12 protein-coding genes are annotated in these 16,676 nt (G+C 64.2%); 2 read left to right on the forward strand and 10 right to left on the reverse strand.

Features of this window, described 5'->3' with window-relative positions:
- Positions 1-143: 143 nt before the first annotated feature.
- A complete protein-coding gene (locus ACODSP_RS12860; RefSeq protein WP_488965971.1) occupies positions 144-2,291 on the reverse strand; it encodes a TonB-dependent receptor in 2,148 nt (715 codons plus the stop codon).
- A gap of 101 nt (positions 2,292-2,392) precedes the next feature.
- Positions 2,393-2,728 carry a DUF1491 family protein gene (locus ACODSP_RS12865; protein WP_488965972.1) on the reverse strand — a complete coding sequence of 112 codons (336 nt, stop codon included), beginning with the start codon at positions 2,726-2,728 and terminating at the stop codon, positions 2,393-2,395.
- Positions 2,729-2,814: 86 nt separating this feature from the next.
- Here ACODSP_RS12865 and surE point away from each other — a divergent pair, with 86 nt between their 5' ends.
- Positions 2,815-3,579 (forward strand): 5'/3'-nucleotidase SurE, encoded by a 765-nt coding sequence (gene surE / locus ACODSP_RS12870; protein ID WP_488965973.1) that lies wholly within the window; start codon positions 2,815-2,817, stop codon positions 3,577-3,579.
- 63 nt (positions 3,580-3,642) lie between these two features.
- Here surE and ACODSP_RS12875 read toward each other — a convergent pair whose 3' ends face one another.
- The 4 genes from ACODSP_RS12875 to ACODSP_RS12890 all read right to left on the reverse strand — a co-directional run bounded on the left by ACODSP_RS12875 (position 3,643) and on the right by ACODSP_RS12890 (position 10,919).
- The gene (locus ACODSP_RS12875; RefSeq protein WP_488965974.1) at positions 3,643-5,223 is read right to left on the reverse strand and encodes a peptide MFS transporter; all 1,581 of its coding nucleotides are present in this window, start codon (positions 5,221-5,223) and stop codon (positions 3,643-3,645) included.
- A gap of 248 nt (positions 5,224-5,471) precedes the next feature.
- A complete protein-coding gene (locus ACODSP_RS12880) occupies positions 5,472-6,509 on the reverse strand; it encodes a patatin-like phospholipase family protein (RefSeq protein WP_488965975.1) in 1,038 nt (345 codons plus the stop codon).
- Positions 6,510-6,640: 131 nt separating this feature from the next.
- Complete coding sequence (locus tag ACODSP_RS12885; protein ID WP_488965976.1) at positions 6,641-7,423, reverse strand: 3-hydroxybutyrate dehydrogenase; 783 nt, start codon at positions 7,421-7,423, stop codon at positions 6,641-6,643.
- A 253-nt stretch (positions 7,424-7,676) separates the two neighbouring features.
- Positions 7,677-10,919 carry an AsmA family protein gene (locus ACODSP_RS12890; protein ID WP_488965977.1) on the reverse strand — a complete coding sequence of 1,081 codons (3,243 nt, stop codon included), beginning with the start codon at positions 10,917-10,919 and terminating at the stop codon, positions 7,677-7,679.
- 80 nt (positions 10,920-10,999) lie between these two features.
- Here ACODSP_RS12890 and ACODSP_RS12895 point away from each other — a divergent pair, with 80 nt between their 5' ends.
- Positions 11,000-11,173, forward strand: a complete 174-nt coding sequence (locus ACODSP_RS12895) for a DUF4169 family protein (RefSeq protein ID WP_488965978.1) — start codon at positions 11,000-11,002, stop codon at positions 11,171-11,173.
- A 105-nt stretch (positions 11,174-11,278) separates the two neighbouring features.
- On the opposite strand, the gene ACODSP_RS12900 is transcribed toward ACODSP_RS12895, so the two are convergent.
- From ACODSP_RS12900 to ACODSP_RS12915, 4 genes are all read right to left on the reverse strand, one after another.
- Complete coding sequence (locus tag ACODSP_RS12900; RefSeq protein WP_488965979.1) at positions 11,279-11,689, reverse strand: tyrosine-type recombinase/integrase; 411 nt, start codon at positions 11,687-11,689, stop codon at positions 11,279-11,281.
- 293 nt (positions 11,690-11,982) lie between these two features.
- Entirely contained in the window at positions 11,983-13,563 is a 1,581-nt protein-coding gene (locus tag ACODSP_RS12905; protein ID WP_488965980.1) for a hypothetical protein, read from the reverse strand.
- Between the two features lie 129 nt (positions 13,564-13,692).
- The gene (locus tag ACODSP_RS12910; RefSeq protein ID WP_488965981.1) at positions 13,693-14,112 is read right to left on the reverse strand and encodes a hypothetical protein; all 420 of its coding nucleotides are present in this window, start codon (positions 14,110-14,112) and stop codon (positions 13,693-13,695) included.
- A partial coding sequence (locus tag ACODSP_RS12915; protein WP_488965982.1) for an RHS repeat-associated core domain-containing protein occupies positions 14,109-16,676 on the reverse strand: 2,568 nt, incomplete at its 5' end. The genes ACODSP_RS12910 and ACODSP_RS12915, both read right to left, overlap by 4 nt.

Raw genomic sequence — 16,676 nt, forward strand, 5'->3', positions numbered from 1 at the left:
ATCATGTCGCAAATTGTCACCGGTGTCAGCGTTTGCATTTCCCTCAGGCGCCGGGCGGCGGCATCCGCCGCCTTGGCTTACGCGCACACGGGTGCGCGGGCCAGCGGTCGCTGGCCTCCAAGGATGACCCTTGGTATTGATCATCAGAACCGCACAGTCCCCATCAGTACCCATTCCCGCGGCGGCTGCGGGAAATAGGCGAAGGGACCGTCATTATTGGCCACAACAGTGTTGACCTTGCGGTCGAACAGGTTGCGCCCCGTCAAGGTAACGTCCAGCCCGTCCAGTGCTGCCCAGGTGATGGCGGCATTGGTCAGCATATAGCCGCCGGCCTTGCGGCTGTTGGCCCCGTCATAGGCGTAGTCGCCGGAGATATCGGCCCAAGCGCGCAGGGTGACGGGGACATCCGGCATCGCCTGCACAATCTCCACCCGCCCGGCATGCCGGGGCACACCCGCCACATCCTTGCCGGTGAAATCGAAGGGCCGGTTGGTGTCCGGCTCCAGGAAGGCGTTTTCGGTCCAGATGGCATCGGTAAAGCCATAGGTCAGGTTCAGCGCCGTACCATTGCCCAGATCGGCGGATGCCTCCATTTCCACCCCGCGCGACCGCTGCCTGCCATTATTGATGGTCCGGGCAGACCCGCCGACGGGCAGAAGCTGCAACAGGTCGGAGCGGCGAAGCTGATAGGCGGTGATGCTGGCCGTGAAGCGCCCATCCGCCGTATGGCCCTTCAATCCCGCTTCGATATTGCGGGCGATTTCGGGGTTCAGGTCCTTGTTACGGTTGCGGAAGGACCAGATGGGGCCAAAGCCGGGGCTGAACCCCTCCCCAAACGCGGCATAGGCCGTGACCAGATCACTGACCCGCCAGCGCAGCGATGCCTTGGGGCTGATATGGCTGTCGCTGTCCTTGACGGTGACCTCCGGGTCGGGGCCATAGCCGCTGCCCGACGGGCCGTAATGCACCTTGCGCCGAAACCGGTCCAGCCGCGCGCCCACACTGGCCGCCACCTCGCCCCAATCACCATCGACCTGAGCAAAGGCGGCCTGGGTGCGGTTGCGGGCCTGGGCGTTCAGCAGGTAATCCGACTGCCACAGGTTGGCATCAACATGCGCGCCCGTCAGGGCATTGCGCCGCTGGGTATAGAAGCGGGGGCCGAAATCGAACTCCCCGGTCCAGGTCTCCATATGGTGGGCCTCCACCTGCTCTGCCGACAGACCAGCCAGAACGCGCCAGGTATCATCCAGGCGCGCATCCACCTGCTGTTCGGCAAAATAGGTATCGGTGCTGCCATCCACGCGGAAGCCCGTGAAATTCACGGTGCCGCTGGCCGGGTCATACGGGTTGAAAAACCCTTGGCGACCGGCGGTGTTGGCGTGGCGGGCGTGCAGGCGGGTGGTGCTGGTGACATCCTCCGTCACCGCGCTGGACAGGACCGCCGTGCCCGTCCACATCCGCTTATCAAAGCCGGCACCATCCTGGTTCCAGTTGCCTTTGCGGCCACCGGGTAGGGCGACGGGGATGCCGTTCGCGTCGGTCGGCAATTCGCCGGCCAGCCCCTGTTCGGTGTTCACATAGGTGCCGGTCAGGTTCAGGGTCGTGGCCTCCGTCAGGTCCAGACGCTGTTTCACGAACAGGGTCTGTTCCTCCCGCTCGGTATGGTCGCGCCAGCCATCTGAACCTTGGACCTGCGCGGAGATCAGGATGGCGCCGACATCGCCGGTTGGACGCTGCACCATGGCAGCGGCGTTCCACCAGTCGTGAGAGCCGAAACCGGCCTGTGCCTGGGACAGCGGCTCGTCGCTGACCTCACGCGTGATGTAATTGATGGTGCCGGCAATGGCGCCACGGCCATAAAGGGCGCTGGTGGGCCCGCGCACGACATCGACCTGACCGACAACGCCAAACGGCAGCTGTTCCAGGTCAACCTCATCATCGCCGGTGACGAACGGCACGCCGTCCATCAGGACCGTGATCGTGTCGTTATGCACCCGGTTGGGCACGCCCCGGATGGTGATGTCGGTATAGGTGCCCTGGTCGTTGGTCTTCACGACCAGTCCGGGCAGGCCGCGCAATTCTTCCCCGATGAAACGGGTTGCCTTGGCCTCAAAATCATTGCGGTCCACGCGGGACACGCTGGCTGGGACATCGCGGATGGCGGTGGCGCGGCGGGTGGCGGTGACGACGATCTCGTCAAGAGCCGTTTCTGCCATCACGGGAAGCGACAGGGCCAGAAGGGCGGTCGTCGCGGACAGAATACGGGCGTAGCGGTAGGCAGGGTGTTTCATGGGTTGCGGAACCAATGTCTGGGGTTCGATCAGGATTCCGCGCCTGAATTCACGAAATTTTCTGTCCCCGCAAGAAAAAGCGCGCGGGGGGCAGGGTTGCGTCAGGATTTATCTTCGATAAACGGATTGCTGCCATCCCGCGTTTCCACCTCGATCACCCACAGGTCGGGATCGCGCTTCACATGGCGCTCCACGAATTCCCGCGCCGCCATTTCATCAATCATTTCCCCGCCGGCCCCCGGTTGCCAGCCCAGCTTGCCATTGATGTCGCGGCCCTGGCTGAACATGCGGCTGCCCTGAAACGGCACCGTGATTTTCAACAGAATCAGACCGCTCTCCCGCTCCCCCTTGCGCAGCACATAGGTGGGCACGCCCGCCGCCGACAGCCGCCAGAGATGGCTTTGCACGAACAGATGGGTGGGCAGGCGTTCTTCCATGGTCTTCCGGTCCTGTTCGTGCTCGACTTCAAACGCTTGTTCGATTTGAATGGGCGTTGCTTCTAACCATCATGTCCGGACCCGCCATGCAAGCCCCGACCGCCCCCCTGTTCCGCCGCGCGCTGCTGACCAATGACGATGGGATCGACGCGCCGGGTATGGCGGCGCTGATCGCGGCGGTGACGCCGCTGGCGGGGGAGGTCTGGGTGGTGGCCCCCGAACATGACCAGTCGGGCGTATCGCGCGCCATCAGCCTGCATGGACCGCTGCGCGTTCTGGAACGTGGCCCCCGCCGGTTTGCCGTCATGGGCACGCCCAGCGACTGTGTCGTCATCGGCTTGAGCCATATTCTGAAGGACAATCCGCCCGACATCGTGTTCTCCGGCATCAACCGGGGCGCCAATATGGGGGAGGAGGTGGGCTATTCCGGGACGGTCAGCGCCGCCCTAATGGCGCGGCTGTGCGGTGTGCCAGCCTATGCCGTCAGCCAGGCCTGGCGTGACCGCAACAATGTGCGCTGGCAGACGGCCATATCCGGCCTGGAGGCCATCGTCCGCCGCTTCGGCACCGCACCCGCCAGCGTGCTGAACGTGAATTTCCCGGATGTGGACCCGGAAGAGGTGGCAGGCGTCAGCGTCACGCGTCAGGCCCCGCCGGGCAGCATGGTGATGGGCGTGGAAAGCCGGGAGGATACACGCGGCTTCCCCTATCACTGGCTGTCCATCCGCCGCCATCCGGGGCAGGGGGCCGAGGATACCGATATCGGCGCGCTCCGCCGCCGGGAAATCAGCGTCACGCCCATCGGGTTTGACATGACGGACCATGCGATGCTGGCCAGCTTGCAGGGATAAAACAAAAGGGCCGCCCGGATCGCGCCGGACGGCCCTTTCACTTATCAAACATGCCGGACGGGATCAGGCGGCCTTATTGCCCTTTTCCACCGTATGCATGTCGGCCGCGTCCGTGTGCATCAGCTTGCGGATCAGCGGGGAGGCGACGCAGACGGCGACGCCGATGCCACCGGCCCAGATCAGCAGGTCGTAGAACACGCCCGTATAGACCAGCAGGCTTTCCTGCGGGGCCAGGACGGCACCGCCCTCCGCACTGGCGCTGGCGGCGTTGGAGATGAAGCCCGCCAGATAGTGGGCACCCGCCGACGACAGGAACCAGACGCCCATCATCATGGCCGTGATGCGGGCCACCGACAGGCGGCTGATCATCGACAAGCCGACGGGCGACAGGCACAGCTCACCGGTCGTGTGCAGCAGATAGGCCAGCACCAGCCAGATGATGCCGGTCTGGGCATCCTCGCCCACCATGGTCCCGCCGACGACCAGCGCGCCGAAGCCGAGCGCCACCTGGATGATAGCCAGACCGAACTTCATCGGCGTGGAGGGCTCCAGCCCCTTGCGGGCCAGTGCCACCCAGCCCCAGCTGAACACCGGGCCCAGCAACACGATGAACATCGGGTTGAAAACCTGCACCACCGACGCCGGAACCACCCAACCGAACAGCAGGCGGTCGGAATTGCGGTCGGCGAACAGGGTCAGCGAGGTGCCGGCCTGTTCGAACAGGGTCCAGAACACCACCGACAGCGAGATCATCAGCATCATCGCGATCAGGCGTTCACGCTCGATCTTGGTGCACTGGGTGATGGAGAACCAGATCAGCCCAACCACCACCAGCGCCACGACGGACAGCAGCAGCGTGCCGACGACGTGATGGTTCTGCACCAGCTGCCAGTTGACGACCACGCCGATCAGGGCGGCGATGTAGATCATCCATTCCAGTGACAGGCCGAAGGCCCGCGGCTTGGACAGTTTCACCGGATCGGGCGCTTCGGAATTGCGATACCACTTGGCGCCGCGCGCAAACACGATCAGGCCGAACACCATGCCCAGGCCGGCCAGACCGAAGCCGTATTTCCAGCCATAGGTTTCGCCCAGAATGCCGCAGGCGATGGTGGAGCAGAAGGAACCCAGGTTCACGCCCATGTAGAAGATCGTGTAGCCGGGGTCGCGGCGCGGGTCGTCCTTGCTGCCGTACAGCTTGCCGACCATGGTCGAGATGTTCGACTTCAGGAAGCCGACGCCGGTGATGATGAAAGCCAGCGACAGGAACATGATCTGGTCATAGGGCGACTGGCGCACCACGACACCGTCGATCACCTGGGCCGGGACGCCTTCGAAGGCCATGCCGATATGGCCGCAGACCAGAAGGATGGCGCCCAGCATCACCGCCTTGCGGCTGCCCAGATAACGGTCGGCGATCAGGCCGCCGATCACGGGCATCGCATAGTTCAGGGAGGCGTAGCTGGCATAGATGAAGCCGGCGGTCCCATCGCTATAGAGGAAATGCTTGACCAGATAGAGGGTCAGAAGTGCCCGCATGCCGTAGAAGGAGAAGCGTTCCCACATCTCGGCGAAGAACAGGGGCGCCAGACCACGCGGATGCCCGAAAAAACCCCGTTCGGGGTCGTTTGATATCCAAGCCATTGCAGCCTTGTTGTGTTTGGATGCTGAGGAAGCGCCGCTATAGCATGTTTGTCATGTCCGACATAGGGGGCAACTGTATCGGCCTGTGATGGCCGTCACAGGTGCTGCGGGCAACGAAACCCCGTCTCACACCATCGGCTTAAAGAAATGGCTGGTGATGTCACTCCCGCGGCTTCATCGTAGCGCGGATTAGCGAAGCGTAATCCGCGGAGCGACGCCGCCCCGTCCCAGATGTCGTGCGGCAAGTATCACACAAACAGCGGCCCCGTCTCAAAGCTGCTGCGCTTGCCCAGGTCCTTCTCGTGCCGCGCCAGCCATTCATCGGCTGCCGCCCGGCCCGTGTCGCGCAGGTCCGACAGGAAGCCCCAATCGGCGTTCAGCTTGCTGGACACGCCCAGATGGCCCATCCGTTCCTCCGCCTCGATCCGGTGCAGATGGATGGACCGCATGCCAGACGCCTCTTCCGTCATCGCCCCCTTGGCCAGCAGCCGGTTCACCAACTCGATCGAGCGCAATTCGCGCAGGAAGATGGAGTTGAAGCTGACCTCATTCATGCGATCGACAATGGCGGTCGGGGCCTTGGGCACGTCGGGCCGTTCGATTGGCGTGACCTGCACGATCAGGATATCGTTGGTCCGGCACTGCTTGATCAACGGGTCCAGGACCGGATTGCCCATATAGCCGCCGTCCCAGTAATGCTCCTCCTCGATCCGCACCGCCTGGAACAGGAAGGGCAGGCAGGCGGCGGCCAGCAGGCAGTCGACCGACAGGTCCTTGCCCTGGAACAGCCGCATGCGCCCGCGCGCCACATTGGTGGCGCTGACGAACAGGCGCATATCGGCTGCCTCGCGCAGCACCTTGAAATCGATCAGCCCTTCCAGGACATCGGCCAGCGGGTTCAGGCCCAGCGGGTTGAACTGATAGGGCGACATCATGCGGATCATCAGGTCGAACCCGGCATAGACCGGGTGCGCCTCCACATTGGGATTGCCCGTCAACTGCGTCAGGAAGGACGGCGACAGGGGGCCGAAGGCGTTGGCCTTGGCAACGCGCCGCCAGAACCGGTACAGCAGATCACGCGCCGCCTGTGGCCCGCCGGTCAGCCAGCCATAGGCCATCAGGGCACCATTCATGGCCCCGGCGGAGGTGCCGGAAATCGCCTCCACATCCAGCCGGTCCAGCTCCAGCAGCCGGTCCAGCACCCCCCAGGTAAAGGCCCCATGCGACCCGCCCCCCTGCAACGCAAGACCGATACGGGGGCGAACAACGGATTTGGATCGGGTCATGATGGACTTTAATTGGGGGAAGGGGACTTCACTGAACATTTGTAGCGCGGATTAGGCGTCAGCCGTAATCCGCGGAACCGCAGTGCTGGGATGTCCGCGGATTACGCTTCGCTAATCCGCGCTACCTGTACTCATTGCGCCGACCAGCCGCCATCGACGGTCATGGCGGCACCCTTGATGTTGGCGGCGGCGGGGGACGACAGGAAAACGGCCAGATCGCCCAGTTCCTCGGGCGTCGTGAACTGCTTGGACGGCTGCTTTTCCGACAGAAGCTTGACCTTGGCCTCGGCCTCGCTGATCCCCTCGCGCACGGCCAGGGCGTCGATCTGCTTCTGCACCAGCGGCGTCAGCACCCAGCCGGGGCAGATGGCATTACACGTGATGGCGCTTTCGGCATTCTCCAGCGCCACCACCTTGGTCAGGCCGATGACGCCATGTTTGGCCGCGACATAGGCCGCCTTGTTGACGCTGGCCACCAGCCCATGCACCGACGCGATATTGATGATACGGCCCCAGCCCCTGGCCTGCATATGCGGTAATGCCGCCTGGATGCCGTGGAACACCGCCGACAGGTTGATGGCGATGACGCTGTCCCAGCGTTCAACGGGGAATTCTGTGACCGGCGCCGTGTGCTGAATACCGGCATTGTTGACCAGGATATCGACGGAGCCCAGCGTCGCCACCGTCTCATCCACCATGGCCTTGATCTGGTCCGGCTTGGTCATGTCGGCGGCGGAATAACGGGCCTTGACGCCGAAATCGGCCTCGATGCCGCTGCGCACCGCCTCGATCTCCGCCGCATCACCAAAGCCGTTCAGCACGATATCGGCACCCGCCGCCGCCAGCTTGCGCGCAACACCCAGGCCGATGCCGCTGGTGGAGCCGGTGATGATGGCAACCTTACCCTTCAACATGATGGCACTCACTCCCTGCTGCGCTCATGGTTCAAACTTCAACGCTTTGATGGAAGCCGGTCGCTCCTACCTTAACAGTCATCCCCTTGATGAGCGGGGACCCAGCATAAGGCGCGGTCAGCGCCGATATGAGTCATATCGCGGCTATCGCCGCTTGACGCTGGGTTCCCGCTTTCGCGGGAATGACATCGGGGTGACCATTCCATGCGATTCTCACAAACCCCAGAACTTGAATACCTATTCGACTTTCAAATCAAGGGTTCCCTTTCAACCGGTCGAGGATTCCCTGCACGGTTCCCTCCTTTTCCGGCTTGGCCGCGGGCTTCTGCGGCGGCGCGGGCTGCGGCTTGGACGCCGCCGGGGGGGCAGGGGGCTTGGGCTTTACCGCCTCCGCCGCCTTGGCCTTTGCGGCCTCTGTCGCTTCGGCTGCGGCGGCCTGTTTGGCCAACCTGTCCGCCTCCCGCTTGCCCAGCCAGCTATCGGCGGTTGCCACATCCAGGGTGCGCATGCTCGACTGGTCCGGCCCGGTCAGGTTGATGCTCATGGCCGGCGCGTCCGCCGGGCTGGCCGGTGTGACCGTCACGCCCAGATCCAGCGTGCGCTTGGCCCAGGACCAGCGCCCGGCCCCCATCATCCGCCCTGCCGGCCCCGTTGCCTCAATCCCGCTCAGTGCGGCCACCCGGTCGGCCAGGGTGAAGGACAGCGACAGGCTGTCGAAACCCGTCACCCCCTTGGCACGCAGGGCGGTGCGCAGCTGCGTCGGCCCCTTCGGCCCGCCTTCGGACAGTTTCTTGCCCACCAGCGCCAGATCCAGCCCCGTGATGGTGCCATCCCGCAGGCTGGCCTTGCCCTCCCCGGCCAGGGCGGACAAGAGCGCGCGTGGCGTGGGGCCGGCCCCCGTGCCCGTCACCGACAGGTCGAACCGCCCCCCGCCAATGCCCAGCGATGGGCCAGCCAGCCAGCCGGGCGTCACCGCATCCTTGACGGCCAGATTGATCGATCCCGATAGCGGCACCGGCCCCGGCTCCTCATCACTGGCCAGACCGGAGCGTTCCGTCTGTTCCAGGGCACCGGTCAGGGTGACATCGCCGCCCTGCCAGCGGCCCGCCGCCCCCTCCACCCGGATCAGGCCATTGCCGATGGTCAGCGGCAGGCTGACATTGCCCAGCTTCTCCCCGCCCAGGGTCAGTTGCGGCACGCTCAACTCCAGCTTGCCATTCAGACGGCGGGTCCAGCCCAGGTCCCTATTGGCACCGTCGCGCGTCAGGGCCGGCATCACCAGATCGGCATCCAGCACTGACAGGGCTAGTTTCCCCTCCAGCCGCGCCGCCGCAGAGCCATCCGCCGGCGCCGGCACCCAGGTCAGGGCCCCATTGGCATTGTGTCCCGCAAACTGCCCCGTCACCCCGTCCAACACCAGCGTACCCGACAACGGCCCCGTGATGCCGGCAAACAGGTCCAGCGGCCCCAGCGCCCCCGCCGGCCGCCAATCGGGCATCAGCAGGCGCAGCAGATTGGCACTGTCGGGCAGCGTGCTGCGCAGCTTAACATCCAGCTGCGCATCCTGCCGCGCCGTGGGGTTGCCGATGCTGCCGCCCAGTTGCGTCGTGCCGCCCAGGGCATCGGCGCGGATATCGACCGACAGTTTGGCGGCATCGCCCACCAGCCGTGCCTCCACCGCAACCGGCCCCAACCGTTCGGCCAGCACCGGATCGGGCCGGCCAAGCGCGCGCAGCAGCGGGGCCAGCGTCGTGCCCGACCCGGTCAGGGTCAGGTGCGATGCCTCCCCCTCCTTGTCCGACAAATGGCCGCTGGCCTTCACCTTGATGCCGGCCACGCCGTCCGCCGCCGCATCGCGCAGGGTCAGCGCCCCGCCGGTCCAGCCCGCATCCAGCACCAGCCCCTCAATGGGCAGGCCCGCGACCACCAGCTGCGCCGCCTTGCCCTCTAGCGTCAGGTCGATATCGGCCAGCAGCGGTTTCAGCACGGGCCAGAGCGGCGGCGCCTCCTTGGTGCGGTAGGCGTCAAGGTCCAGCCGGTCCAACGCCAGCCGCAGGCCCAAGCCCATCCGGTCGCGCCGCGACAGCGTAACAGCGCCGCTGAACCCCGTCGTATCGACACTGCCTTTGGCATCCGTCAGGGCCATATCCTGCGGCTTGCCCGACAGCCGCCCCGTCAGCCGCGCCTGGCGCAGTCGTTCCAGGGGCACTGTCTCCATACCCACCCCGGCCCAGGCCAAGGTGTCGCGCACGCTGTCGGATTTCAGGTCCAGATCGGCGCCCAGCACGGGCTGTTCCCCGCTGAAATCCGCCGCCCCTTTCAGGGTCAGGGCCGTGCTGCCGGGCAGGGTGGCCGACAGTTCCGCATCGCCCAGCACCCCGCCGCCCAGCCGCCCGACCAGCCGCAGGTCGCGCAATATGTCCCCGCGCCAGCGCCCCTGATCGGCCAACAGATCAAGCGTCAGATTGGCGCGCAGCAGCCAGGGCGACAGGCCCGGCAGGTCGCGGCCCAACCCATCCAGGTCAAGGGCGGTAAAGGCCAGCACCACGGCGCCAACCCCATCGCCGCTGCGCGGGATTTCCACACTGCCGGTCGCGCGGCTGTCGCCCCATTGCAGCTCAATCCCGTCCATGCCCGCATTCTGCTTGGACAGCGACATCCGCCCGCGCAGCGACAGGGCAGGGGCCTTGCCCGCCCCATCCCCGGTGCCGCCCATGGCGTCGGCGGGCAGTTCCATGCCCGCCAGATGCTGCACCAGACGCAGGACGGGCGCCGCATCCGGCCCCTGCAGCGCGACATCACCCTCCAGCCGCAGATCGCCGCCCGCCGGCGGCAGATTGCCGGTAAAGCGCAATTCGGCCTTGGCATCGGTCAGCGTCAGAACGGCCCGCACCGGCACCGCCCCATTGGCGGATTTGCGCGCGGCATTCAGGCTGACCCGGGCCGGCGCGCCGTCCAGCGATCCCGTGGCCGTCACCTCGAACGGGCCCAAGGGCCCGCCCGCCGCCAATTCGCCGGCCAAGCCGGCCAACCGGATGACATCGCCGCCCGTGCGTTCCAGGGCCAGCGACCCTGCCGACAGGCTGACCCCCTCCACCTGCACCGCACCACCCAGCGATGACAGGGCGATGGGCCAGCGGGCGGGGCCATCGGCGGGGAGGATGGCCCGCATCTCCGCCTCGTTCAGGGCCAGATGCTGAATATGGACTTGGCCCTGCAGCAGGGGCCAGGGCCGCACCTGCATGGCGACCCGACCGACGCGCGCCAGCGGCTCGCCATTATCCAGCAGCCGGACATCGGCGGCGGTCAGGGTCGGCACGGGCAGCAGGGTCAGGTTCAGGTCACCATCGATGACCACCTGCCGCCCCGTCAGTTCGGCCAGAACATCCGCCGCCCGCGCCCGGAACTCATTCCACGGCACCAGAGACGGCCCCACCAGCACCACAAGGATCAGCAGGGCCAGCGTCAGCCCCAGGGTCACCGCGATCCGCTTCACGCCCAGCCCATCCCTCTTGCCTTCCACTGCCGCTCGGGTCTTAACCTATAGAACCGTCGCTCGACAGGATAGGAAATGAAATGGGCGAAATCGTGAATCTCAACCGCGCCCGCAAAGCCAAGGCAAAGGCCGACCGCGAAATCCAGGCCACCGAAAACCGCGTAAAATTCGGCCAGACCAAGGCAGAAAAAGAGAAACGCCGGGCAGAGGAAGAGGCCGCCCGGCGGCGGTTGGAGGGGCATCGGGTGGAATGAGGGGGGCGTCGGTGCTGGCTGTGATGGGGCTTGCAGCGGACGGCCGGGTTTTCGCTTTCAGAGTTGGTTTGCGGACATTCCTGCCCGCCCCAACGCCGTCACCTTCTATATCTCCGTCGTCTCCGCCAGTTGCAGCACGTCTTCGACATCGACGCCCAGATGGCGCACTGTCGTCTCGATCTTGGTATGGCAGAGCAGGATCTGCACGGCCCGCAAATTGCCGGTCTGCTTATAGATGAGGGAGGCCTTGGTTCGTCGCAGGGAGTGGGTTCCATAATCCTCCCGGCACAGGCCGATCCCGATCACCCATTCCTCAACGAGGCGCGCATACTGGTGGATGCTGATGGGTTTGGCTGGATCGACCCGGCTGGGAAAGACATAATCAGTAAGGGACCCGCCCCGACGTTCCAGCCAAGCCTGGAGGCCCTTGCCGGCCGTCTCCAGCAATTCGAACTGAACTGGGCGGCCTGTTTTCTTCTGAACAACCAGCGCACGTGACCGGATTTCCCCAACCACGAACGATCTCGCCGGTCCTCATCCGGACAAGGTCGCAGCCCCGTAGCTTGCTGTCGATGGCCAGATCGAACACAACGCGGTCGCGCACCCGTTGTCGGCGGTCCAGCCAGAAACGGATGACCCAAACCTGCTGTGGCTTCAGGGCGCGCTTGGCGCCGATCCGCCGACCAGCATTCCAAGGCTTGTTTCCTCTCGCGCCAGGATCAAACGCTGAACGTCCCATGACATCCTCCATCGCGACCGAGTGTGGCCTGACAGAAAGGTACGTTCATGGATCAACGGTCGTGACGCGATTATCCCAGCCGAGGTGACGTCTGCCTGATACGCGATAATGCCCCGCCCAGCTTGCCGTCGGGGCGCAGCCAGCCGATGACGCTGCCTTGCCGGTTGGGTAGCAGGCGGATCAGGCCGCCGGCGGGGGCGTGGACGGCCACGACCGCCCCGCCATTGCCCGAGGCGCGGATGGTGCGTTCCTTCAGGGTGCCGTTGGGGTCGTAGGTTCCCCATTCGATCCCGTCCAGCTCCAGATACAGGGTCGTGACGCCGTTGACCTGTTTCCAGGCGCGCCCGCCCTCCGGGTAATAGCCGTATGTCGCGGCCATGCCGGGGGCGTTGGCGCCGGTGAGCATGTTGCGGGTGTCGTAGCGCCAGGTGCGGCCCGCCGCCCCCGTGCGGTTACCACGGTCGTCATGGGTTTGCAGGACCCCGTCCACCTTGGTGAGCGCGTTGATGGGCGAGGCGGGGTCGTAGGCGGTGGTCTTGGCCAGGGTTGGGGCCGGTTGCCACAGGAAGGCGCTGTTGTCCAAAGCCTCGCTGATCAGGCTGCCGGCATCGTCGTAGCCATAGCTGGCGGCCAGCGATCCGCCCGACCAGGCATGGCCGAGGCTCTTAAGCTGTCCGGCAATGTCATAGCCATAGGCGCTGCTGGCGGCCCCGCGCGTGGTGGCGGTGCGGCGGCCCAGCAGGTCGTAGCTGTGGCGGGTCACGGCGTCGGTGCCCAGATCGACCCCCGTCACCCGGTTCAAGCCATCATAGCGCCAGCCCACCGTGCCGCCCGACCAGGTGGCGCCTGTGCGGTTGCCGTCGGCGTCATAGGTAAAGCTCATCGCCACCACGGGGGCCGCGCCGGTCACGCCCGTGGCGGGGCGGGGCAGGGTGATACTGGCCGATTGCTTGCGACCGGCTGTGTCATAGGCATGGGTGCGCACGGTCAAGGTGCCCGCCCGCTCTGCCACCACCCGGCCCAATATGTCCAGGCCGTAGGCGGTTTCGGCCAAGCCGGGACGCTTGATGCTGGTGGGGCGGTTCAGCGCGTCATAGGCCGTGGTGCTGACGGTGCCGTCACGCTGCGTAAAGCCCGTGCGGTTGTCGGATGCGTCGTAGGCGTAGCTCTCGGTCTTGCCATCGGCGTAGGACAGCTGCGACAGGCGGCCATGGCCGTCATAGGCATGGGTCAGCGTGTAACCGCGTGGGTCGGTGATGGTGGCGATGCTGCCATCGGGGTTGTAGAGATAGCGCGCACTATCCTGCTGTATCTCCGTGCCGACGGCGGATTTCTCCACCACCTTCTGGCCCGCCGCATTGTACTGAACCTCCGACACACGCGTCCGCCCCGCCTCCCACGGTGCCGTCACCCGGATGGCGCGGTCCAGCGCGTCGTAATCCGTGGTGCTCACCCGGCCCAGCGGGTCGGTCACGCTCTGCGGCTGATCGGTGGCGGTATAGAGTCTGGCCGTGATGGCATGCGGGATGCCCGGCATATCCGACGCACGCCGTTCCTGCGTCACCCGCCCGACATCATCATAGACCCAGTCGGTGCGTGACAGCACCGTGGCCGCATTCTGTGGCGCCGCCGCCGTAAGGATTATATCCAATAACTGGCATTATCAAATTTCTTCTGTCCATTATTATTGAAAACTACACACTGTTATTATAATTTTTATCAATACATAAATAGAGTTTTGAGAATGCTTGGATCGACTCTAAAAAATTAGGGCTAGACGTTACATAGCACCTACGGCGTCAGTAATTGATCCAACTGGAAGTTGATTTATATTTTCGCCTTGGGCTGTTGTGCAATAATAACCGCCGTAGTATTTATTTCTTTTCTCAGACTTAAATATAGAAAGCTTGTATTCTGCATACACATTTCCAATTTTGCACCTAGAAACTCCAGTAACTCTATCATCGAAGGTTGAAATATCAAGTATCTCTATATTTGATTTGCAGTAATCGCTGTCGTAAAAGTATGAATGATCCCTGGTTTTGTTTTTTTTCATCCATGCTGACTCAAAGCACTCAATGCCCTGCGGTCCTCTCAGCAATAAGTCTCTTACTTCCTTTTGCTCGGCCAATGGCCATCCTTGACAGCAAGATCCCAAGCCAATCAATAATAAAATTGGTCTGAAAATAGTCCCATTCATGGATTGAATCTCCCTGTTGCTGTAAAGCTATAAGTTCTTGTCGGGGTCGGCATAAATGTTTGTCCCTTTCCCGCATATATGCCGCCCGCCCAGATTGCAGCATTGTGCCAGACATTTCGCCCGTCTAAGTTGAAATTATATTGGCCAAAATCGAGCTGCATTTCACCTTGTACAACATAAGACCCGTCTCCTGATAATTCCATTGTACCACTTACAATAGTTCCGGTAAATCGACCAACAGTTACTCCGGCTTGCGTGAGAAGATCTGGATTAAAGCTCCATGCTTTCTCTGGTAATGAAAATTCCTGAGGCTTGCCAGTACTGCCTTCGGAAGCTTGATCCACTACGCCAGACATGACACCGCCTGATTTGATGCTATCCTGTATCTGAGTTCCAATATCGATAGCTTCCTCTAAGCCCCCAGACTCTGAGGGGTCAACTGGATAACTAGCTCCATTTCCTGTTCGAAAATGTTCATTGTATGAGTCTAAATCAGGCGGTGCTGCCATGCCTGTAGCATCATTCCATTTACCCGTGCACAAAGGGTCCTCTTTGCACAACCCCGTTGGATCGACGCCCATGAGCGGCGAGTTCTTCACATAGGCATAGCGGTTCAGCCCATCCTTGATGCCGATGGGATCGAGCTGCATCCACCTCCCGTCCTGGGGATCGTACGCCCGGTTGGGCGTGTGGTACAGACCTGTTTCGGCATCAAACCGCATCCCGGCATATCGGAAGGCCGGTCCCGCCGCCCCGGCCTGCGGGGAGTTGCCATAGGCGTCATACGTATAGGCCCCGCCCAGCTTGCCGTCGGGGCGCAGCCAGCCGATGACGCTGCCCTGCCGGTTGGGCAGCAGGCGGATCAGGCCGCCGGCGGGGGCGTGGACGGCCACGACCGCCCCGCCATTGCCCGAGGCGCGGATGGTGCGTTCCTTCAGGGTGCCGTTGGGGTCGTAGGTTCCCCATTCGATCCCGTCCAGCTCCAGATACAGGGTCGTGACGCCGTTGACCTGTTTCCAGGCGCGCCCGCCCTCCGGGTAATAGCCGTATGTCGCGGCCATGCCGGGGGCGTTGGCGCCGGTGAGCATGTTGCGGGTGTCGTAGCGCCAGGTGCGGCCCGCCGCCCCCGTGCGGTTACCACGGTCGTCATGGGTTTGCAGGACCCCGTCCACCTTGGTCAGGGCGTTGATGGGCGAGGCGGGGTCGTAGGCGGTGGTCTTGGCCAGGGTTGGGGCCGGTTGCCACAGGAAAGCGCTGTTGTCCAAAGCCTCGCTGATCAAGCCGCCGGCATCGTCGTAGCCATAGCTGGCGGCCAGCGATCCGCCCGACCAGGCGTGGCTGAGGTTTTTCAACTGTCCGGCAATGTCATAGCCATAGGTGCTGCTGGCGGCCCCGCGCGTGGTGGCGGTGCGGCGGCCCAGCAGGTCGTAGCTGTGGAGGGTCACGGCGTCCGCGCCCAGATCCACCCCCGTCACCCGGTTCAAGCCGTCATAGCGCCAGCCCACTGTGGCGCCCGACCATGTGGCGCCTGTGCGGTTGCCGGCTTCGTCGTAGGTAAAGCTCATCGCCACGGTGGGGGCGACGCCGGTTACGCCCGTGGTGGGGCGCGGCAGGGTGATGCTGGCCGATTGCTTGCGACCGGCTGTGTCATAGGCATGGGTGCGCACGGTCAAGGTGCCCGCCCGCTCTGCCACCACCCGGCCCAATATGTCCAGGCCGTAGGCGGTTTCGGCCAAGCCGGGACGCTTGATGCTGGTGGGGCGGTTCAGCGCGTCATAGGCCGTGGTGCTGACGGTGCCGTCACGCTGCGTAAAGCCCGTGCGGTTGTCGGATGCGTCGTAGGCGTAGCTCTCGGTCTTGCCATCGGCGTAGGACAGCTGCGACAGGCGGCCATGGCCGTCATAGGCATGGGTCAGCGTGTAACCGCGTGGGTCGGTGATGGTGGCGATGCTGCCATCGGGGTTGTAGAGATAGCGCGCGCTATCCTGCTGTATCTCCGTGCCCACGGCGGATTTCTCCAACACCTTCTGGCCCGCCGCATTGTACAGAACCTCCGACACACGCGTCCGCCCCGTCTCCCACGGGGCCGTCACCCGGAAGGGACGGTCCAGCGCGTCATAGTCCGTGGTCGTCACCCGGCCCAGCGGGTCGGTCACGCTCTGCGGCTGATCGGTGGCGGTATAGAGGGTGGCCGTGATGGCATGCGGGATGCCCGGCATATCCGAGGCCCGCTTTTCCTGCGTCACCCGCCCGATATCGTCATAGACCCAGTCGGTGCGCGACAGCACCGTGGCGGCGGTTTGTGGCGCCACCGAAGTGGACCCGGCCCGCGTCTCCTCGTACAGCGGTTGGCGGCGGGCATTGTAATCCGCCGACACCTGTGCCCCGCGCGGTGTCACCACGCCCGTCAGGTCGCCCTGGGCATTGTAGCTGAAACCCGTGGTCAGGTTCAGGCGGCCATCATCGATGACCTGATTGGTCAGCGTTTCGTTGACGGCGCTGTAATCATAGCGGCTCGCCATGCCCGATGGGTCGGTCGCGGTCTTCAGGCGGCCATAGGCGTC

It is taken from the genome of Niveispirillum sp. FG156, assembly GCF_057809555.1.